This is a genomic window from Marinobacter sp. BW6, assembly GCF_008107725.1.
Classification (GTDB): Bacteria; Pseudomonadota; Gammaproteobacteria; order Pseudomonadales; family Oleiphilaceae; genus Marinobacter.
Genome location: NZ_VIRN01000061.1, coordinates 467,489 through 488,110, shown reverse-complemented (window position 1 = coordinate 488,110; position 20,622 = coordinate 467,489). Strand labels below are relative to the sequence as shown.

Annotated in this window: 18 protein-coding genes; 14 read left to right on the top strand and 4 right to left on the bottom strand. The window is 58.7% G+C overall.

Annotation, left to right across the window (positions count from 1 at the left end; translation table 11 throughout):
* The 3 genes from ispE to FMN52_RS07935 are packed head-to-tail and all read right to left on the bottom strand — an operon-like array spanning position 1 to position 3,238.
* Positions 1-864: a 4-(cytidine 5'-diphospho)-2-C-methyl-D-erythritol kinase gene (gene ispE / locus FMN52_RS07945; protein WP_148608123.1), complete on the bottom strand. Its 864-nt coding sequence runs from the start codon at positions 862-864 to the stop codon at positions 1-3.
* On the bottom strand, positions 861-1,493 hold the full coding sequence (gene lolB, locus FMN52_RS07940) for a lipoprotein insertase outer membrane protein LolB (RefSeq protein ID WP_148608122.1): 633 nt from the start codon (positions 1,491-1,493) through the stop codon (positions 861-863). Before lolB ends, ispE begins: the two co-directional genes overlap by 4 nt.
* Positions 1,490-3,238 carry a tetratricopeptide repeat protein gene (locus FMN52_RS07935; protein WP_148608121.1) on the bottom strand — a complete coding sequence of 583 codons (1,749 nt, stop codon included), beginning with the start codon at positions 3,236-3,238 and terminating at the stop codon, positions 1,490-1,492. Before FMN52_RS07935 ends, lolB begins: the two co-directional genes overlap by 4 nt.
* 247 nt (positions 3,239-3,485) lie before the next feature.
* Here FMN52_RS07935 and hemA point away from each other — a divergent pair, with 247 nt between their 5' ends.
* The 4 genes from hemA to FMN52_RS07915 are packed head-to-tail and all read left to right on the top strand — an operon-like array spanning position 3,486 to position 7,482.
* On the top strand, positions 3,486-4,775 hold the full coding sequence (gene hemA, locus FMN52_RS07930) for a glutamyl-tRNA reductase (protein ID WP_148608120.1): 1,290 nt from the start codon (positions 3,486-3,488) through the stop codon (positions 4,773-4,775).
* Positions 4,772-5,860 (top strand): peptide chain release factor 1, encoded by a 1,089-nt coding sequence (prfA, locus tag FMN52_RS07925; protein WP_148608119.1) that lies wholly within the window; start codon positions 4,772-4,774, stop codon positions 5,858-5,860. Before hemA ends, prfA begins: the two co-directional genes overlap by 4 nt.
* Positions 5,850-6,746, top strand: coding sequence for a peptide chain release factor N(5)-glutamine methyltransferase (gene prmC / locus FMN52_RS07920; protein ID WP_148608118.1), 897 nt, complete (start codon positions 5,850-5,852; stop codon positions 6,744-6,746). The genes prfA and prmC overlap by 11 nt, the downstream gene beginning before the upstream one ends.
* Positions 6,736-7,482 (top strand): molybdopterin-synthase adenylyltransferase MoeB, encoded by a 747-nt coding sequence (locus tag FMN52_RS07915; protein WP_148608117.1) that lies wholly within the window; start codon positions 6,736-6,738, stop codon positions 7,480-7,482. Before prmC ends, FMN52_RS07915 begins: the two co-directional genes overlap by 11 nt.
* A gap of 184 nt (positions 7,483-7,666) precedes the next feature.
* On the opposite strand, the gene phrB is transcribed toward FMN52_RS07915, so the two are convergent.
* A complete protein-coding gene (phrB, locus tag FMN52_RS07910) occupies positions 7,667-9,070 on the bottom strand; it encodes a deoxyribodipyrimidine photo-lyase (RefSeq protein WP_148608116.1) in 1,404 nt (467 codons plus the stop codon).
* A 165-nt stretch (positions 9,071-9,235) separates the two neighbouring features.
* Here phrB and FMN52_RS07905 point away from each other — a divergent pair, with 165 nt between their 5' ends.
* The 10 genes from FMN52_RS07905 to FMN52_RS07860 all read left to right on the top strand — a co-directional run bounded on the left by FMN52_RS07905 (position 9,236) and on the right by FMN52_RS07860 (position 20,620).
* Positions 9,236-10,045: a hypothetical protein gene (locus FMN52_RS07905; protein WP_148608115.1), complete on the top strand. Its 810-nt coding sequence runs from the start codon at positions 9,236-9,238 to the stop codon at positions 10,043-10,045.
* Positions 10,046-10,093: 48 nt separating this feature from the next.
* Positions 10,094-10,954 carry a mechanosensitive ion channel family protein gene (locus tag FMN52_RS07900; protein WP_148608268.1) on the top strand — a complete coding sequence of 287 codons (861 nt, stop codon included), beginning with the start codon at positions 10,094-10,096 and terminating at the stop codon, positions 10,952-10,954.
* The gene (locus FMN52_RS07895) at positions 10,935-11,432 is read left to right on the top strand and encodes an ATP-dependent zinc protease (protein ID WP_148608114.1); all 498 of its coding nucleotides are present in this window, start codon (positions 10,935-10,937) and stop codon (positions 11,430-11,432) included. Before FMN52_RS07900 ends, FMN52_RS07895 begins: the two co-directional genes overlap by 20 nt.
* Positions 11,429-12,334, top strand: a complete 906-nt coding sequence (gene rimK / locus FMN52_RS07890; protein WP_148608113.1) for a 30S ribosomal protein S6--L-glutamate ligase — start codon at positions 11,429-11,431, stop codon at positions 12,332-12,334. The genes FMN52_RS07895 and rimK overlap by 4 nt, the downstream gene beginning before the upstream one ends.
* A 3-nt stretch (positions 12,335-12,337) precedes the next feature.
* Positions 12,338-13,402: a succinylglutamate desuccinylase/aspartoacylase family protein gene (locus tag FMN52_RS07885; RefSeq protein ID WP_148608112.1), complete on the top strand. Its 1,065-nt coding sequence runs from the start codon at positions 12,338-12,340 to the stop codon at positions 13,400-13,402.
* A gap of 14 nt (positions 13,403-13,416) precedes the next feature.
* Complete coding sequence (locus tag FMN52_RS07880; protein ID WP_148608111.1) at positions 13,417-13,842, top strand: secondary thiamine-phosphate synthase enzyme YjbQ; 426 nt, start codon at positions 13,417-13,419, stop codon at positions 13,840-13,842.
* A gap of 236 nt (positions 13,843-14,078) precedes the next feature.
* Positions 14,079-15,056, top strand: a complete 978-nt coding sequence (locus tag FMN52_RS07875) for a TAXI family TRAP transporter solute-binding subunit (RefSeq protein WP_148608110.1) — start codon at positions 14,079-14,081, stop codon at positions 15,054-15,056.
* Positions 15,057-15,146: 90 nt separating this feature from the next.
* Positions 15,147-17,336, top strand: a complete 2,190-nt coding sequence (locus FMN52_RS07870; protein WP_148608109.1) for a TRAP transporter permease — start codon at positions 15,147-15,149, stop codon at positions 17,334-17,336.
* Positions 17,337-17,459: 123 nt separating this feature from the next.
* Positions 17,460-19,271, top strand: coding sequence for an ATP-binding protein (locus tag FMN52_RS07865; protein WP_148608108.1), 1,812 nt, complete (start codon positions 17,460-17,462; stop codon positions 19,269-19,271).
* Complete coding sequence (locus tag FMN52_RS07860; RefSeq protein ID WP_148608107.1) at positions 19,268-20,620, top strand: sigma-54 dependent transcriptional regulator; 1,353 nt, start codon at positions 19,268-19,270, stop codon at positions 20,618-20,620. Before FMN52_RS07865 ends, FMN52_RS07860 begins: the two co-directional genes overlap by 4 nt.
* Positions 20,621-20,622 lie beyond the last annotated feature (2 nt).

Below are 20,622 nucleotides of genomic sequence, written 5' to 3'. Positions count from 1 at the left end.
TCATTTTAGCTCTGTTAGCTTTTTGTGTAGAGGTGATGTGTTCACCCCTTTAGCTACGAACCCCGTGACGCCGGAGGGTTTGCTTTCCCAGATGATCCGGGCTGCGGATTCTGTCGGGAAACGTCCAAATATGCAAGCCCCGGTTCCGGTTAATCTTGCTGGTCCGAATTGTGAAAGCCATTCCAGGCTCTGGTTAACCTCAGGATACAGTTTTCGAACTACATCCTCACAGTCGTTTCGGTACCTCGAGGCGTCTCCCTCAAAAGCGGGCGCTATTTTGATTCTCGGGGTGTTCCTTGTCAACCCTTGCTCGGAAAAAATCTTGCCAGTGTTTATGTTGCAGTCAGGCTTGAGAACAACGAACCAGTCTTCCGGCGGATTTGCGTTGGTCAGTGTTTCACCAACTCCCTCGCCGAACGCGGCGTGGCCACGGACAAACACTGGAACATCGGCGCCCAGGCTCAGGCCGATTTCGGCGAGCTCATCGGTGCTCAGCTCTAGCTGCCAGAGGTGGTTCAGTCCCAGCAGGGTGGTTGCGGCGTTGGAGCTGCCGCCGCCAAGGCCGCCGCCCATGGGCAGCCGTTTGGTGATGCCGATGATGACTCCGGGCAGATCGCCCCGAGCCCTTTCCAGGAGAGCGCTGGCCGCGCGAATGATGAGATTGTCTTCATCGTCGACGCCCGGAACAGGTTCCGCGAGCCTCACGCCGGGCTCGCCGGGTGTGAAGGTAAAGCTCAGGTCGTCGCCGTATTCGAGAAACTGAAACAGGGTCTGAAGTTCGTGATAGCCGTCGTCCCTGCGCCCGACAATGTGCAGGAACAGATTCAGTTTGGCCGGTGACGGCAATATCAGGTCAGGTGTCATTCAGGCTGCTCCTGCCAGTCGCTGACCACCAGCCGGACCCGCTTTTCTTCCTTAAGGGCAGTAATGCGCGCGGGAAGTGCAGGATAGCTGGACAGGAAGCTCTGCCAGCGGTCGTAGCGGATCTCCCAGCCGTTCTGGCGGATGATGGCCAGGGTGCCCTGGTCATCAAACAGCAGGCGGTAATCGCTGGCCGGTGATGGCAGGCCCCGAATCCACCAGGTCAGGTTCTCCAGGGGGAGCTGCCAGCCCGTGGCGGCCTCGACCAGAGCTTCCGGCTCGCCCGAGCGATAGGTTTCGCCGTTCGGCAGGGTCAACTCGATAAAACCGGGAACCCCTTTGAGGGTCGTGCTGCCCATGCCGAGAAAGGACGAGGAGAGGGCCAGGTCGTAGGCTTCACCGTCCTGAATCCAGTGGTTGATGATGGCGGTTCCGCTGTCGGATGGCTGGCGGACGGCCAGCTTGCCAGTCAGCTTCCAGTGATCAAGCTCGCCCAGACTGGCGGCGCGGGTGGTCCAGTTCGCCGGGGGTTGGTCTGTCATGCCCTCCGGCAATGGATCGATCTGGATCGTGGTACAGGCACCGAGGGTGGCAAGCACCATAAGTGCTGCCAGGGTTCGGACCAGTTTCATTCCGGCTCACCGCCGTTGGTCAGCCGGTCTATGGTTTCTCTGAGCACTTGGTGGTCGCTGTCCTGCTCCAGGCCTTCCTGCCAGATAATCCGGGCCTGCTCTTCGGCGCCGTTCATCCAGAGCGCCTCGCCATAGTGGGCGGCAACTTCCGGATCCGGGAAGGCGGCCCAGGCACGGGAGAGGTAGTCGAGCGCGGGCTCGATCTGGCCTTCGAGGAACAGGACCCAGCCCATGCTGTCGAGAATGGCCGGGTTGTCCGGGTCCAGCCTGAGTGCTTTCTCAATATAGCTACGGGCTTCTCTCAGCCTGTCCGTCCGGGTGGTCAGGATGTAACCCAGGGCGTTCAGGGCAACGGCGTTTTCCGGCTCCTGCTCGATAATCTGCTTCAGATCGGCTTCTGCATCAGCAGGCTGACCGACGCCATCGTAGAGCATTGCCCGGGCGTAGCGGATCTCGATATTGTCCGGGTGTTCTTCCAGAGCTTCTGTGGCGGTGCTTAGGGCTTCCTGTTGCCGCTCCTGATCCAGTAGCAGGTTTACCTCCAGCAGCCAAAAGTTCTCGGCCTGCCGGGGGTTGGCCTCGCGTAGTCTGCGGATGCGGTCGATGGCGTCTTCGAGTTGGCCGTTTTCGGCCAGCAGGGAGCTGGCGCGGGCCAGACCCGGAAAGTAGTAGTTGCCCTGCTCCACACTCTGATAGTACCCGATGGCCTGCTCTGTGTTGCCGGCCTGATCCTCAATGCGGCCCAGGTAGTAGTTGGCTTCGCTGGTATGGTGGCCCTGTTCAGCCAGGCGAGTCAGTTCCTCCCGGGCCAGATCGGTCTGGCCGTTCTCAAGGGCGACCAGCGCGTGGGAGAGCCGCAGGCCCGGGGTGTCCGGGTAGCGATTGACCAGCCTGGCAAATTCGTCCTGGGCCGCCTGTAATTCGCCCTCATTGATCAGCATTCGGCCGTAGAGCGTGCCCATCTGCCGGTTGCCGGGAAAGCGGCGGGTGTTTGTCAGCAGGTAATCCAGGGCGCTGCTTTTCTGATTGGTCTGGTAGAGCAGGTCGCCCTTGAGGATAATCGCCGGCTGGAAATTCGCATTTTCCCGCAGCAGTGGTTCAAGTCTGTCGAGGGCTTCCTGCGGCTGCCCGGTTACCTTTAAAAGCAGCGCGATGCTGTATTCCAGTTCCGGCGTGTCGGGATGGCGGGCCGACATTTCATTGTAGAGGGCCAGCAGCTCCTGCTGCTGTTCTGATGGCAGGTTGGCAGCCATAGCGGCCAGGCTATCGAAGTCAGCGTCGCCGCCCTGATCCATGATCCGCTCCATGTGCTGGATGGCGGTCTGGAGGTCGTTGCCTTTAACGGCCTGAATTGCAGAGATCCGGTGGGCCTGGAGGTTATCCGGGTCGATCTCCAGCCACAGTTCAGCCAGCTGTTTCTGGGCGTTGTCTCCATTCAACGACTGGGCAATTCTCATGGCCCGCTCAATAACTACCTGATCCCGGGACTGCTTGGCAGCCTTCAGGTAGTTCACCAGGGTAATATCGTAGCGGCCGCGCTGGGCTGCGATTTCGGCAGACAGGAGCAGATAGAGGGTTTCAGGCTCGAAATCGGCGTATTCAACCGGTGGCTTTGCCTCCGCTTTTTTCACAGTTGCGGCTGTTTCGCCAGGAGTAGGCGCTTCTTCAGTGCCGGTGAGGCTGGCACACCCTGCCAGTGTGAGGCCAAGCAGGCAGGTAACAAGAAACGGTACGGACTTGTGCATGCAACTTCCCATGGTCTGTCGAAAACGCATCAAAAATAACCACGCTCCAGCCCCTTTCTTGAGGTAGATCGGGTCCCGGCCTCGGCCGAATCCCTATAATGGCATAAGCGTCTGATCTTGCCCAACCTGTCCGCACTTGCCGAAGCTAAGGCGCTTTTGGGTGGCAGCTAAGGCCGCTGACCGTTAAAATGTCTACTAGTTGCGCGTATATGAACCGCTCATCGGCAAAAGGTTGTACAACCACGAAATGGCACTGGTAACGCTGGGAATCAATCATCGCACGGCCCCCGTTGAATTACGGGAGCGAGTGGCGTTCACGCCCGAGCGTATGGCGGAGGCGTTTGCCGAGCTGCGGGCGACCTCGGGCGCCACCGAGGCTGCGATCCTGTCTACCTGCAATCGGACCGAATTATACCTGGCCGGCGATGACGATTGCGCACCCATGGTGCTTCGCTGGATGGCCGGGTTTCATGGTCTGGACGCCGCGGAGCTCGAAGAGGCGCTTTACGTGCACCGCGATGGTGATGCCGTGAGGCACATCATGCGTGTTGCCGCCGGCCTGGATTCCATGGTGCTGGGCGAGCCGCAGATTCTCGGGCAGCTGAAGGATGCCTATTCCCTGGCCAGAGAACACGGCGCCAGTGGCTCCTTCCTGTCCCGGCTGTTCGAACATACGTTCTCGGTCGCAAAGCGCGTACGGACACAAACCGCCATCGGTGAAAACCCGGTCTCCGTTGCCTATGCAGCCGTGAGCATGGCCCACCATATCTTCGCCGAGATGTCCCGCAACAAGGCCTTGCTGATCGGTGCCGGCAAAACCATTGAGTTGGTGGCCAGGCACCTTGCGGATGCCGGCGTGAAGGATTTCCTGGTGGCCAACCGTACCCTTGAACGGGCACAGGCACTGGCAGAATCCCGTGGCGGCAAGGGCATTGTTCTGTCCGAGATCCCCGAGCATCTGGCCGATGTCGATATCATTATTTCGTCCACGGCGAGCCCATTGCCGATTCTGGGCAAAGGCGCCGTTGAACGCGCCCTGAAGAAACGCAAGCACCGGCCCTATTTCATGGTGGACATCGCCGTGCCGCGTGACATTGAGCCGGAAGTGGCCTCGCTGGCCGACGTCTATCTATACACGGTTGACGACCTGCGCCAGGTTATAGAAGAGAACATCCGCTCTCGCGAGGGCGCGGCCCGGGAAGCGGAGAATCTGGTGGCGGCCGGGGTTCAGGATTTCCTGAACCAGCTACGGGCGCTGGATGCGGTGTCCACGCTCAAACAGTTCCGTCAGCGCGCCGAAGTGTTGCGCGATGCAGAGACCGAAAAAGCCTTGCGCGCCCTGCGTAATGGTACAGATCCTGAAACCGTGCTGCGCAGTATGGCACGCGGCCTCACAAACAAACTCCTGCACGAACCCTCTGTGCAGGTTCGCAAGGCCACCACAGAAGGTCGCACCGAGGTGACAGAGTGGCTGCGTGAGTTGCACCAGCTGGATGCACTGGACGCGGACACGACGACTACCCCGGAAAAACTATGAAGCCATCGATCCAATCCCGCCTCGAGCAGCTCACCGACCGCTTCGAGGAAGTCAGCGCTTTGCTCAGTGATTCTTCCATTATCTCCCAGCAGGATAAGTTCCGGGATCTTTCCCGGGAGTTCGCCGAGATTGAGCCTATTGTTCGGTGCTTCCAGGCCTGGCAGCACTCGCTGGATGACATTGAGGCCGCTCGAGAGTTGGCGAAAGATGGCGACGCCGATATGCGCGAGATGGCTGAAGAAGAGCTGCAATTTGCCCAGCATAAAAGCGAGGAGCTGGATGAAGAGCTCCAGCGCCTGATGCTGCCGAAAGACCCGAATGACGGCAAGAACGTATTCCTCGAGATTCGCGCCGGCACCGGGGGCGACGAAGCCGCTATCTTCGCCGGCGATCTGTTCAGGATGTACCTGCGCTACGCCGAGCGCCGTCGCTGGCAAGTCGAAGTGCTGAGTGAGAGCGAGGGTGAGCACGGGGGCTTTAAGGAATTGATTGCCCGCGTGGCGGGTGATGGCGTATACGGTGCCCTGAAGTTTGAGTCCGGTGCCCACCGGGTGCAACGCGTACCAGAAACCGAATCCCAGGGCCGGATTCATACCTCAGCCTGCACCGTTGCGGTGATGCCGGAGGCCGATGAGGCCGAAGCCATTGAGCTCAACAAGGCGGATCTGCGGGTGGACACATTCCGCGCATCAGGTGCTGGCGGTCAGCACGTCAACAAGACCGACTCCGCAATTCGTATAACACACTTGCCAACGGGCATTGTGGTGGAGTGCCAGGAAGAGCGTTCGCAGCACAAGAACCGGGCCAAGGCTTTGAGCCTGCTGGCTTCGCGCCTGCAGAATGCCGAGACTGAGCGGCAGCAGAAGTCCATGGCAGAGACACGCAAGAGCCTGGTTGGCAGCGGTGATCGTTCCGAGCGCATCCGCACCTACAATTTTCCCCAGGGGCGGGTTACGGACCATCGTATTAACCTCACCCTTTATAAGCTCGACGAAGTCATTGCCGGTGACTTGGGCGCCGTAGTCGTGCCTTTGCAGCAGGAGCACCAGGCCGAACTGCTCGCCTCCCTTGCCGATGACCAGTAAATCCTCACTGACCTGTGAAGCCCTTTTGACGAAGGCATCAACCCGGATTGATAGTGATTCGCCAAGGCTGGATGCCGAGCTCCTGCTGAGCCATATCACGGGGCTCAGCCGGACCAGTTTCCGCGCCTGGCCGGAACGTGAGGTTACTGATGCTCACGCCGAGACCTTTGAGGCGCTTGTGCAGGAACGGGTGGCTGGCAGACCCGTGGCACACCTGCTGGGGCAGCAGGAGTTCTGGTCTCTGCCTCTGAAGGTCAGTGCCTCCACCCTGATCCCGAGGCCGGATACCGAATGCCTGGTGGAAGTTGCTCTGGATTTGCCACTACCGCCGCAGGCCCGAGTGCTGGATCTGGGGACGGGGAGCGGTGCCATCGCCCTGGCGCTCGCCAGTGAGCACCCAGAGTGGCAGATCACCGCATGCGATGCCGTGGCTGATGCAGTCGCGCTTGCCCGTGACAATGCCGATGCGCTTGGCCTGACAGTTTCTGTGGTTAAGAGCTCCTGGTTTTCAGAGCTCACGTCCGGCAGGTTTGATCTGATCGTCTCCAACCCGCCCTATATTCCGGATAATGATCATCACCTGACCGAGGGCGATGTTCGGTTCGAGCCTGCCTCGGCATTGGTATCCGGCAGTGATGGTCTGGACGATATACGGCTGATTGCAGACCAAGCGCCGGCCTGGCTGGTTGAAGGCGGATGGCTTCTGGTTGAGCATGGTTTTGACCAGGCGGAGGCGGTGGCAGGGTTGTTTCATGCTCGCGGTTTTAAAGACGTTGAGACCCGCCAGGATTATGGCAACCGGGATCGCATGACGCTCGGGAGATGGTGTTCCGGCGCCGAGGTCATTGACCCGGCGTTTAACAGGGGAGATGCAGATGCTCAGTGACGACGAATTATTGCGCTACAGCCGGCAGATCCTGATGCCGCGGTTCGATATTTCCGGCCAGGAAAAACTGCAGTCGGCCCGGGTTCTGGTGATTGGTGCTGGCGGATTGGGGTGCCCCGTCGCTCTCTATCTTGGCGCTGCAGGTGTCGGGACCCTGACCCTGGTGGATGACGACAATATCGAGCTGGCCAACCTTCAGCGCCAGATCGGTTTTGATACAGGGCAGCTGGGTGAATCGAAGGCGGAAAGCCTCGCCGACCGGATTCGGCGGATCAATCCGCTGGTGTCCGTGACTGCCTTGAACCAGCGCCTTGAGGGTGACGCCCTGGCACGCAAGGTGGAAGAGGCGACCCTGGTGGTGGATTGCACGGATAATTTCAATACTCGTTTTGCTCTGAACCGGGCCTGCGTATCGGCGAAAGTGCCGCTGGTGTCCGGCGCTGCCATTCGGGGCGAAGGGCAGGTTTCCGTTTACGACAGCCGGCAGGAAGAAAGCCCGTGCTATCACTGTCTGTATCCGGAGCAGGGCAATGAGGATCTGACCTGCTCAGAGGCGGGGGTTATTGCGCCGCTGGTGGGGATGATCGGGGCGACTCAGGCGATGGAGGCCATCAAGGTGATTTCCGGGGTGGGGACGCCGTTGATCGGGCGGTTGTTGATTCTGGATGCCTGGGAGATGCAGTGGCGGGAGATGAAGCTGGCCAGGGATCCTTCTTGTCCGGTCTGTTCTGGCTGACTTTGGAGCAGGTGGGCTTGCGAGCTTTCGGGCTGCAGTGCCGGGGATGGCCTTCCCAAAACACGCTCCTTGCGGCACATCCCTGTGGCGCTTGGGCTCCGCCATCCATGGCTCCGCACAGTTTTGGGAAGGCCATCCCCGGCACTGCGTCAGAGCCTCGGAGTAGCCTGCCTCGTTGTGTACCTCAGTTTTTCAATTCCTGAAATTTTGCGATCGCCTCTTTCCTGCTCTCTTTCAGATCAACGATCTGCCGTGGATATCCTTTCGGAATAACACCACCTTTCGCCCCCGGATCATGAATCCGTTTGCTGTCCAGTTTGGCCAGTTCAGGAATCCACTCCCGGATAAAGTCGCCTTTGGGGTCGAAACGTTCGCTCTGGGTGACCGGGTTAAAGACCCGGAAGTAGGGAGCGGCGTCGGTGCCGGTGGAGGCGCTCCATTGCCAGCCGCCGTTGTTGGAGGCCAGGAAGCCGTCGATCAGTTTTGACATGAAGTAGGCTTCGCCCAGGCGCCAGTCGATGAACAGGTTTTTGGTGAGATACATGGCGGTGATCATGCGCAGGCGGTTGTGCATCCAACCGGTCTGGTTGAGTTGGCGCATGGCGGCGTCGACGATGGGGACGCCGGTGTTGCCGCTTTTCCAGGCTTCGAACTTGTCGCCCGGGGTGTTCCATGCGAGGGCCTCGGTTTCCGGCTTGAAGGCTCGGTGCATGCTGACCCTCGGGAAGTGGTACAGGATGTTGATGTAGAAATCCCGCCAGGCGATTTCGGTGATCCAGGTTCCCAGGCCTTCCGGGTTGCCGCCTGCACCCTGTGCCTGTCTGCCGGCTATCAGGCATTGTCGGCCAGAGAGCACGCCATTGGCGAGGTAAGGGGATATCTGGCTGGTGCCGTCGATGGCGGGGAAGTCCCGCTTTTCCTTGTACGCACCGCCCCGTTTTTCCAGAAAGCGCTCAAGCTGGTCGTGGGCGGCGCTTTCGCCGGTGGCGACGAGAGGCTCGGGGGCATCTCGAAAAGCTTCAGGAATAGTGTCTATCTGTTCGGGGCTTACTGCGTTACCCCTGGCTTTGGGGGCGGGGAAAAGACCCGGATGGGTCTCTTCTATCCAGCTGCGCCAGCGCCTCGAGAAGGGGGTGAACACGGAATAGGGTTCGTTCTGTTGGGTGAGGATCTCGCCTACCGGTGCAACTGTCTGATCGCGGTATTTGCGAACGGCAATGCCGAGTTCGTCAAAGCAGTGCTTCACAGCCTTGTCGCGTTTGCGCTCGTTGACGCCGTACTCCTCGTTGAAGTGCAGAGTGGCCACCTTGTGCTCTTCACAATGGCTCTGGAGTGCGCCAAGGCTGTCTTCGAAGCGCTCTGCGTGAATGAAGGACAACGGTATGCCCAGTTTGGCCAGATCTTCGGCAAGCGCGTTGGCGTGGGCGATGACGAATTGCACCCGGGCCGGCGACCAGTCGTGTTCCTGCCATTGGTCTGGCGTGAGGATGAAGCAGGCTCGCACCTGCTCGTTGCTCTCGCATGCGGCTGTGAGGGCGGCGTTGTCGGCAACCCGGAGATCGTTTCGGAACCAGACCAGTTGTGTCATCCGTAATCCATAGTTGTCTGAGGGATTGATGTAAGTGTAATTACAGCCCGGTGTTTCAATAAAATCACCTACTTGGGTATTCGCCCGGGCAGGCTGATTGGATTATAGTTAATGCACTTTTACAGCAATTCAGCCGGCCGATCTTAAGGGAGTTCTGTGGCGGGAATGGAGAACAATACCGAAGGTCGTCGTGATGGCGTATGGGCTCAACCATATTCCCTGGCTTCCGGGCAAACCCAGTTTCATCAACTCGGTCACATTCGTTTGTGGGCCACCCTGCTGGATCAGGAATGGCAGATTCGTTCCGAAGCGCTTGACCTGGACACGGATCCGGCCAGTTGGACAGAAACCATTGGTCACACCTTGCCGTCGGCGTCGGTGCCGCTGCAGCGGTTCATTCGGGAAAATCAGTCATCCACGCTTACGTTCTTGCCGGCTCTCGCCGATCTGCCTACCGTGATTCGCCCTTTCCAGCCACTGACCATTCCGGCCGGTGGCCGTTGCACGATCTATGTGGGCACCCTGGTGTGGATGAAGGTCTGCGTGGGCGACCATCACACTGTGCTGACGGAGATCCCCCTGGCATCGCCGTCCATGACCTGGGTGGGCCGCAATACCATGGAGGGGGAGCTCTGTTATACCTCTCCCAGTTTTGCCAGATTGGTGCTTGAGGCAGTGCCCAAGCGGCCCTGGCGAGCGGTTACGCCGGTGACCCTGATCAACCAACGGGAACAGCCCCTGCTTCTCGAGCGGTTCAGTCTGCCAACACCTTTGCTTTCATTGCACCAGAACGACCGTGGTCAGTTGTGGACGCCCGGTGTGACGGTCGAGGTGGAGACCGACATGAATTCGGCCAGCCTTCATGTGGAGCAGTCATTGCTTTCCGCTGCGGGTAATTGCCGGCACGTGGCCGATGCCCGGGAGAAGATGGCTCGTGGCCGGTTGGTACGTGCTTTTGACCGGATGTTTGGATGACATGAATCTGACGGAGTCGATGCTTTGGAAGCAATAGAAACAGGCGTGATGAAGGTATTCACTGATATCGCCTGGGGGCAGTGGATCAGTTCCGCTTTTCTGGTGGTGCTCGGACTTTTTCTCGGTTCCCTGGCGGCCCGGAGTGTCAGCCGTTTCATGGCGCAGCGTACGTCTCGCCACCATACCGTCATGGTTCGGCGGCTGGTGTTTTATGTCATTGTGGCTCTTTTCTTTGTGGCGGCCCTGCGGGAGGCCGGGTTCTCCCTGGATGTGGTGCTCGGCGCCGCGGGTATCCTCACCGTAGCGATCGGCTTTGCCTCTCAGACCTCGGCATCGAACATGATCAGTGGCCTGTTCCTGTTGGTGGAAAAGCCCTTCGAAATCGGTGACTTCATTGAGGTAGACGCCACCATCGGCGAGGTGGTCGGCATTGATATGCTCAGCGTGAAATTACGTACACCTGACAACCTGTACGTGCGGATCCCCAATGAGACTCTGATCAAGACGCGGGTGGTCAACCGTTCCCGGTTTCCGATACGCCGGCTCGACCTGACCGTGGGGATTGCCTACGCTGAAGATGTAGAGCGCGTAGAGAGCCTGTTGTTGGGTCTTGCGGAAAAAAACCCGGTTTGTCTCGAAGAACCCAAGCCCTTCACGCTGGTAACAGCGTTTGGCCCGTCCTCTGTGGATCTGCAGTTCTCGTACTGGGTGCCCAAAGAGAAAGTGCTCGAGGGGCGAAGCGGCATGATGGTCGCGATCAAGAAAACCCTGGATCGGGAAGGCATTGAAATTCCGTTCCCCCACACCAGCGTCTATGCGGGTAGCCATTCAGAGCCGTTCCGTGTTCAGCTGTTGGGGCCGGAACAAATCACTGAAAAGGATCTCCCGGATGTCGACAAAGACAGCTGAAGTTATCAAAACCATTGCCCCGACCCCTGCTGAGAGCAAAATGAGTCTTGGCTGGCGTGAATGGGTGGCGCTGCCGGAGCTGGATATCAGCCGTATCAAGGCGAAAATCGATACCGGAGCCAGAACTTCCTGCCTCCACACGTTCCGTACCGAGCCCTATACTGAAAATGGCGAACGGCGCGTGCGTTTCTGGGTCCATCCAGTGCAGAACGATCTGCATCAGGTAGTGGAGTGCGACGCGAAGGTGCTGGATGAGCGGAACGTCTCCGACTCCGGCGGCCACAAGGAAATGCGCCTGGTTATCGAAACCACGCTGCTGATTGGCGGCGAGAAATGGCCCATTGAAATGACATTGACCAACCGAGATTCCATGCGGTTCCGGATGTTGCTGGGCCGTACCGCTATGTCAGGGCGCTCCGTCATCTATCCCGAAGCTTCCTATCTTGCCGGTAAGCCGGCCCTAAGGACTGAAAAATGAAAATTGCGATATTGTCGCGAAACCGTCACCTCTATTCGACCCGCCGTCTGGTGGAGGAGGGCATCAATCGAGGCCACGAAGTAAAGGTCATCGACTGCCTTCACTGCTCCATGAACATCACCTCCGCCAATCCGCAGATTCATTACCACGAAGAAGTGCTTGAGGATTTTGATGTGGTGGTCCCCCGAATCGGTGCGTCGGTCACCTTCTACGGTACGGCGGTATTGCGTCAGTTCGAGATGATGGGTGTGTTCCCCGTCAATGAATCCGTTGCGATTACCCGCTCCAGGGACAAGTTACGCTCCCTGCAGTTGCTGGCCCGAAAAGGCGTCGGGATGCCGGTGACTGGTTTTGCCAACAAGCCGGACAATGTGCCGGAATTGTTGCAAATGGTGGGCGGCGCACCGGTGGTGATCAAGCTGCTTCAGGGCACCCAGGGCATCGGCGTGGTGCTGGCGGAAACCCGCAAGGCCGCTGAGAGCGTGATCGAGGCCTTTATGGGTCTGAAAGCCGATATTCTGGTGCAGGAATTTATCAAGGAAGCCGGCGGCGCCGATATCCGTTGTTTCGTCATTGGCGACAAGGTGATTGCCGCCATGAAACGTCAGGGTGCCGAAGGCGAGTTTCGGTCCAATCTGCACCGGGGTGGCAGCGCCTCTCTGGTAAGGATTACACCGGAAGAGCGTCGTACGGCCATTACCGCCGCTAAATCCATGGGGTTAAACGTGGCTGGCGTCGATCTGTTGCGTTCCAGCCGTGGCCCGCTGGTGATGGAGGTGAATTCATCCCCCGGCCTTGAGGGCATTGAGAATGCCACTGGCAAGAACGTTGCCGGCATGATCATCAACTGGACCGAGAAAAATCAGAAGCCCTGGAAAACCCGGACCAAGGGGAGAGGCTAGAACATGGCCCGCGCTCCTTATGAAATTGCCGGCACCCAGGTAAAGGCCGGCACCCGGCAAACCGTGGAGGTTCCGGTTGCCAAGCTTTACACCCACACGCCACTGCACATACCCGTTGAGGTTGTGCACGGCCGAAGGGATGGTCCGGTGTTAATGGTGTGCGGCGCCATTCACGGAGACGAGATCAACGGCGTCGAGATCGTCCGTCGGGTACTGACCAATTCGGCCCTTAGGCACCTTCGGGGCACGTTGGTTGCGGTGCCTATCGTCAATATCTTCGGATTTGTGCAGCGTACTCGTTACCTACCGGACCGGCGGGACCTTAACCGCTGTTTCCCCGGCAGCGAAACCGGCTCCCTGGGCGGTCGCATTGCCTACCTGCTGCGCACGCAGATCATGGAGCGGGTGACCCACATCATCGATTTGCACACCGGTGCGATTCATCGATTCAACCTGCCGCAGATCCGGGCCGAGCTGAAAAACCCGGAAACCGTGCGTATGGCCGAGGCTTTTGGTGCTCCGATCATTATCAATGCCGGGTTGCGTGAAGGCAGCCTCCGGGCCTATGCCGATTCACAGGATATTCCGGTGATCACCTTCGAAGGCGGTGAGGCGTTGCGATTCGACGACGTCGTGATCGGTAGTGGTGTCAAAGGGGTGATCCGGGTGATGCGTGAACTCGAAATGATCCCGGCGAAAAAAGGACCCAAGGCGCCGAGAAAACGGTCTGAAACAGCCGCGAACTCCCAATGGGTGCGAGCGGACATTGATGGCATCATGCGCCCTGTTGCCCGCCTGGGCCAGAAGGTCCGTAAGGGGCAGCGGCTGGCCATGGTGGCGGATCCCTTCGGTGAGTCGGAAACGGCGGTGGTGTCACCCTGCTCGGGCATCGTTATCTGCGTGAACAACCTGCCACTGGTGAATGAAGGCGAGGCGATTTACCACGTTGCCCGGTTTGACGAACTCAGTGAGGCGGAAAAAGCCATGGATTATTTCCGTAGCAGCTACGAAGGGGATGTCGGTGACGATGTGGTTCCGGTGCACCCCTGGGATGACCGACAGAAATAAGCGAGAGGAAAACCATGATCTGGGATCAGTCGTTTATCGAGTTGGCGCCGCTTTCACGGGGCTTTCATCTGGTCACCAATGAAATCCTTGCCCAGGCGCCAGATCTCACCAACTGCGAGGTTGGGCTGCTGCACCTGTTCATCCAGCATACCTCTGCCTCCCTGGCGGTGAATGAAAACGCAGACCCGGATGTGCGGGGCGATCTGGAACGCCACTTCAATGTCATGGTCCCGGAGAGCGCGCCGCACTACGAGCATGTGATGGAAGGCCCCGATGACATGCCGGCCCACATCAAGAGCATCCTGATTGGCCCGTCCCTGACGCTGCCGGTGAGTCACGGACGTCTGGCTTTGGGAACCTGGCAGGGGCTTTACCTCTGTGAGCACCGAGACCGGGCCGGTCGCCGGCGTATTGTGGCAACGTTGCAGGGGCGTTGGTAACGCTGCACAGGTAATCCTCCCTTGTTTTGCCACGTGTCGGCCTTCACCCATTGGTTTGTCCTGATGGGTGGGTATCCACCCATTTTATTGTCCTGAACCTTCTCCTAATTTCAGTAATGCTCTGTTTTAAAAGGTTAATTTAGAACTGGTCTGCTCCTTGCTGATTGGGTTGCCCACCGAAGCTGTCTTGGCTTCGTTGAGCACCCAACAAACAAAATGAAACGGGAGCATTCTCTATGAAAACCCAAGCCGTAATGGCGGTCGCATTCGCCTCCACCTTCGCCGTCTCAACCCCCGCAACAGCTCAGGACCGTGCAGACTGGCCGAGCAACTTTACCGTTGGTACTGCCAGCCAGGGTGGGACCTACTTTGCCTATGGTTCCGGCTGGGCCAACTTTGTGGCTGAAAACCTGGGCGTCTCTGGTGGTGCCGAAATTACCGGCGGCCCGGTGCAGAACATGGCGCTCGTGCACACGGGTGACCTGAAGTTCGGCCTGACCACCATGGGGCCGGCCCGGGAATCCATGGAGGGTAATAGCCCGCTTGCTCCGGGGATGAAGATGGACAACGTCTGCGCCATGTTCCCGATGTACGAAACGCCGTTCTCGGTGACCGCGCTCTCCAGCTCCGGCATCACCTCGATCGACGACATTCCCGATGGTGCCACCATCGGTTTTGGCCCGGCGGGCTCAACGTCTGACACCTATTTTCCGCGCATGATGGAAGCCCTGGGTGTGGACTTCGAACGCCGCAACGGCAGCTGGTCCGATCTGGGCGGTCAGCTCCAGGATGGCCTGATTGATGTGGTCGCCTTCGCTGCAGGTATTCCCATTCCGGCGGTCAGCCAGCTGGAAGTCCAGACCGACGTGAACATCATCGGCATGACCGATGCGGAGGCCGAGACCATTATCAACAACTTCCCGGTTTCCGAGTTCATCATTCCGGCGTCCACCTACCAGTCTCTGGAAGAGCCGTCCCGCGTGGTGTCCATGTGGAACTTCGCGATGGTCAACTGTGACGTGGCGGAAAGCTTCGTGTATGAGATCACCAAGCTGACCATGGAGAACAACGACAAGATGGTCTCCATCCACAAGGCGGCCCGTAACTCGGTACCCGAGAACTACACGAAGAACAACGTCCTGCCCTGGCACCCGGGCGCTGCGCGTTGGTTCAACGAGAACGGTTACCCGATCGAAGACAGCCAGATCAAGTAACAGGGCTCAAGCGGGGGACTGCCAGGCGGTCCCCCGCACATGATGGCCAGCAGGGTTCTGGCCCCGATTTGCCTGCAAGCAGGGTGTGTCATGACTAACGAACAAAACTCCAAAGATCTTCCGGATATCGAAGTGGGCGAGGACCATGTACTCGCACACAACGTGGACGATGAACCGGTTGAAGCCAACCGCCGGCTGTTTGAAGGCGGCTTGCTGAAATTTGTCGCCATGCTGGCGATCGCCTATTCAGCCTTCCACCTTTATTCCCTGAACATAGCGCCGCTGGAAACCTGGTCGTTCCGGATTGTTCATATTGCCGGCGCCCTGGTGCTGGGGTTCGTGCTGTTTGCCGGCGCCCGGTTCGTGTCGTCGGAAGAGGGCGGCGCCCGCCACCGATGGACAACCTGGATCAGTGCTGGCGCCATGCTGCCGGCCCTCTATGTGCTTTATCAGACTTTTTCGTTCTGGCAGATGGTCCAGGACGGAGCCATGCGGATTCCGGTCGAGCTGGAGGTGTGGCACTTTGGCTGGCCGCTGCTGGCGGTGACCGGTATCGGCATTGTCATGAGCTGGTTCCATCAACGGGAGCGATCGGTTTTCAGTGTTCCCGATCTTGTGTTGATCGTCTGCTCCCTGGCCGTAGCGGCTTATTTCCTTGTCGTCTATAACACCTCCATGCGGATGTCGACCGGCACCTCCTTCGCGCCGGTGGGTATCTCGTTCGCGGCGATTGCCGGCACGGCCTTGATCATGGAGCTGACCCGGCGCGTCGCCGGTATGGCCCTGGTGATCATAGGTCTGGTATTCCTGGCCTACGTGTTTGCTGGTCCCTACCTGCCCGGCTTTCTTGGTTACCCGGGCCTCTCGGTGCAGCGGTTTTTCAGTCAGGTCTACACCGACGCCGGCATTCTCGGGCCGACCACGGCGGTGTCCTCCACCTACATCATTCTGTTCATCATTTTTGCCGCCTTCCTGCAGTCCTCGAAGGTGGGCGACTACTTCGTGAACTTTGCCTTTGCGGCGGCCGGCCGTTCCCGGGGTGGCCCGGCCAAGGTCTCGATCTTCGCATCGGGTTTGATGGGCATGATTAACGGCACCAGTGCGGGCAACGTGGTATCGACCGGTTCGTTGACTATTCCGCTCATGAAGAAGGTGGGCTATAGCAAACAGTCTGCCGGCGCAGTCGAGGCTGCCGCTTCAACCGGTGGGCAGATCATGCCGCCGATCATGGGCGCCGGCGCCTTTATCATGGCGGAGATTACCGGCATTCCCTACACCGAGATTGCCATTGCCGCCATCATTCCGGCGATCCTGTATTTCGCCTCGGTCTACTTCATGGTGGATTTTGAGGCCGCCAAGACTGGCATGCGCGGCATGCGTGAAGATGAGCTGCCGAAGCTCAGAACCATGATGAAGCAGTGCTACCTGTTCGTGCCGATCATTATCCTGATTGTTGCCTTGTTTATGGGCTACTCGGTGATCCGGGCCGGCACTCTGGCTACCGTTTCTGCCGCCGTCGTGAGCTGGCTCTCCCCCAACAAGATGGGCCTTAGGCATATCCTGCAGGCGCTGGAAATTGCGTCGTACATGGCAATCCAGATTATCGTGGTATGCGCTGCGGCCGGCGTTATCGTTGGCGTTATCTCCCTGACCGGAGTCGGCGCACGCTTCTCCGTGTTGTTGCTGGATGTTGCCGCTACCAGCCAGTTGCTGGCGCTGATCTTCGCCATGTTCATCTCGATTCTGCTGGGTATGGGCATGCCTACCACGGCGGCCTACGCGGTTGCTGCCTCTGTGGTAGCGCCGGGCCTGGTCCAGCTGGGCATTGAACCTCTTACGGCACACTTCTTTGTGTTCTATTTCGCTGTGGTATCCGCGATCACCCCGCCCGTAGCGCTGGCCTCTTATGCCGCGGCTGGCATCTCCGGCGCCAACGCGATGGAAACCTCTGTGGCCTCGTTCCGAATCGGCATCGCGGCGTTCATCGTGCCTTTCATGTTCTTCTACAATGGCGCGTTGTTGATGGAAGCCGGCTGGTTCGAGATCGCGAGGGCACTGGTAACCGCAACCTTTGGCGTGTACATGCTCTCTGGTGGAGTGCTGGGCTGGTTTGCGAGCATTTCCGCTTCCTGGATAACCCGGGTTCTCCTGATTGCGGCTGCGTTGCTGATGATCGAGGGAGGTCTCTGGACAGACCTCACGGGTATTGCCCTGGCAATCCTCGCGTTTGTCATCCAGAAGCAGCGTAAAACTCGCCTTGCAACGGCAGGTGCCCTGTAAAAGGACCGGGCCTGCGAGGATCCTCGGTGGGATAACCGTGCCATGGGCTCATGGTACGGTTGTTCTGCCCGGAGCCTGGCTATACTCTAGCGGCTTTCAACGGTTTTTCAGGAACCGGATGCTATGTCCTACCGGATCGGTGCTGTTCTCGTTTTCGTTGCCACACTGGTTGTGTCCTGGCTGCTTGGTGGCTGGGTCGGATACCGGCAGGTGGAACAGGAGAGTCTGGAAGAGTCTTTTCGGTACCGGCAACTGGTTGCCAATGAATTGAACCGGTATCTCCCGGTGCCGGAGTTGATGGCAGAGCATCCTCTGCTTGAGCGGGCATTGAACGAGCCGGACAATCCGGACGTTATCTTGCAGGCGAACGAGCAGATGCAACGCATGGCCACGATTGTGGGCAGCTCCGACGTCTACCTGATGGATGTAAACGGCCTCACCATCGCTGCCAACAACTACCAACAGGCTGACAGCTTTGTTGGTAGCAACTACGCTTTCCGCCCCTATTTTTCAGAAGCCGTGTCTAACCGGGATTCGGCCATCTATTTTGCCCTGGGGCTGATGTCCGGGGTTCGGGGCCTGTATTTTTCCCACCCTGTCATTGACGATGCTGGGCGTCTGCTGGGAGTGGTTGCCGTGAAAATTCTGGTTCACCAACTGGAGTCCCAGTGGGACCGGCCAGCCTCTCTCCGGGAAGCGGAGATGGTTGTACTGGATGATACTGGTATCAGTTTTCTGGCGAGCAAAACCAACTGGCTGTACCGCAACTTTTCAGATCGGGGTCTGGCCGCGAACGCAGCTTCCCGTCAGCGGTATCCGGACCGGGACCTGAACCCCATCGACTTCGATAGCCTGGGTAAGCCCTGGGGTGTGTCGGAGAGCTCCACTGCCATCAGCATTCGTGAAAACGGAGAGGCCAAGGAATATCTCAGCGTTCGAACGCCGTTGCCGAGGCTGGACTGGAATCTTCAGGTTATGGTGAGCACCCGATCTGTGGTCTGGACCCGGCTTGGGTTTCTGGTTGGTGGCGCTGCGCTGTTTTTCGGAGGTCTTCTGACCTGGCTTTACCTGCGCGAGCGATACCGCCGGGAAGCGGAGCTGGCCCTGAGGGGGGAGCAACTGGAGCGACGCGTGGCCGAGCGAACAGCGGATCTTGAGAACTCAAATACCAAGTTGCTGGAAGAGATCAAGGAACGTGAACGCACCCAGACCGAGCTTCGGGAAACCCAGCAGGAACTGATTCAGGCGGCCAAGCTGGCTGTACTGGGGCAGATGTCCGCGGGTCTGAACCACGAAATGAATCAGCCCCTGACGGCAATCCAGACTTACGCGAGGAATAGCCGGCGATTCCTGGAGAAGGGTGCTGAAGACATGGTGGATGCTAACCTCTCTGAGATCATCGCGCTGTGCGACAAAATGGCCGAGCTGACCCGCCAGTTCAAGGTGTTTGCCCGCAAATCCGAAGGGCCGCCGGCGTTAGTGGACTTCCGGCAGTCGGTGGACGCGTCGCTCAAGATCATCGTGGCGCAAAAATCCAGTGCCGATATCGATATCCAATGGAATCGACCGGAACATCCGGTGATATGTCATGGTGACCTGATACGGATCGAACAGGTCATGGTAAACCTGATCGCCAATGCGGTGCAGGCCGTGGAGGGGACCCGAAATCCCCAAGTGCGAATTGATATTGAGGAGACGGAGGGTTGCTGGAAGTGCCTGGTGCGGGATAACGGGCCAGGGTTGCAGGGCAACACCGAACAGATCTTCGAGCCGTTTTTCACCACCAAGTCGGTCAAACAGGGTCTGGGCCTGGGGTTGTCTATCTCACGCCAGATCGTCGATGCGCTCGGTGGCAGCCTGATTGGTCGTAACCGAATGGATGGCCCGGGCGCCGAATTTGTCTTAACCCTCAAGAAACGGGAGGCCACGGAATGACAGGATCCTCGGTAACTTTTGTGGACGATGATCCACACATCCGCCAGGCCATTGCCCAAACATTGACCCTGGAGGACCTGCCGGTCAGTTGTTTTGAGGATGCGCCGTCGGCGCTCAAACACATGGATGCAGACTATGACGGTGTGGTTCTGTGTGACTACAACATGCCGGAGATGAACGGCCTGGAAATGCTGGATCGAATCCGTGCCATAGATGACACCATCCCGGTGATCATCCTTACCGGGCAAGGTGACATAAGCACGGCAGTAACCGCCATGCAGCAAGGCGCCTACGATTTCATTGAAAAGCCCTTTGATCATGATGAACTGATTGAGCTGCTCCGCCACGCCCTCGAAAAGCGACACCTTGCCCTGGAAAACCGGCGCCTGAAGGCCCAGCTTCGCCACCTGGCCAGGCCCGGCCCCCGGATGCTTGGCGATTCGCCATCCATGCGCAAAGTCATGGCCACCATTGATCCGATTCTCGATATCTCCGCCAATATTCTTTTGCATGGCGAGACCGGGTCGGGTAAGGACGCGCTGGCTCGCTACATTCACGAGAACAGCGGGCGCAGCACCCACAATTTCGTGGCGATCAACTGCGGTGCGGTGCCAGAGAACCTGATCGAAAGTGAACTGTTTGGACATGAGCCCGGTGCTTTCACCGGGGCGGAAAAACGCCGCATCGGAAAAGTTGAGCATGCCCACAAGGGCACACTGTTCCTGGATGAAGTGGAAAGCATGCCAATGCCGTTGCAGGTAAAACTGTTGCGGGTGCTCGAAGAGCAACGGGTGGAGCGCCTGGGCAGCAATCAGGTTCAGGAAGTGGACGTGCGGATCATTGCTGCCACGAAGGCCGACCTGAAAAAGCTCAGTGACGAGGGCGAGTTCCGGTCTGATCTCTACTACCGGCTGAACGTTGTCAAGGTGGACATTCCGCCGTTGCGGGAACGCAAGGAAGACGTACCGATGCTGTTCCACCACTTCGTTCTTATCGCGGCGGCCCGCTATGACCGCGAGAGTATTCCTCTGGATGCCGGCCAGGCCGCCCGGCTGATGCAGCATTCCTGGCCGGGTAATGTCCGAGAACTCCGGAATTTGGCAGAGCGCTATGTGCTATTGGGGCCTGCAGCCCTGGATGAAAATGAGCCCTCGGATACCGCTAATGTTTCAGGCCGGCAGACTCTGGCAGAGATGATGGACGGTTTTGAACGCTCCGCTATTATCAGCGCCCTCAACGCTTGCCACGGCAGTATCAAGGACACGATGGTGCAGCTCGGTATCGCCCGAAAAACCCTGTACGACAAGATGCGAAAACACGGGCTGGACAAGGCCCAGTTCAAGGATTGAGC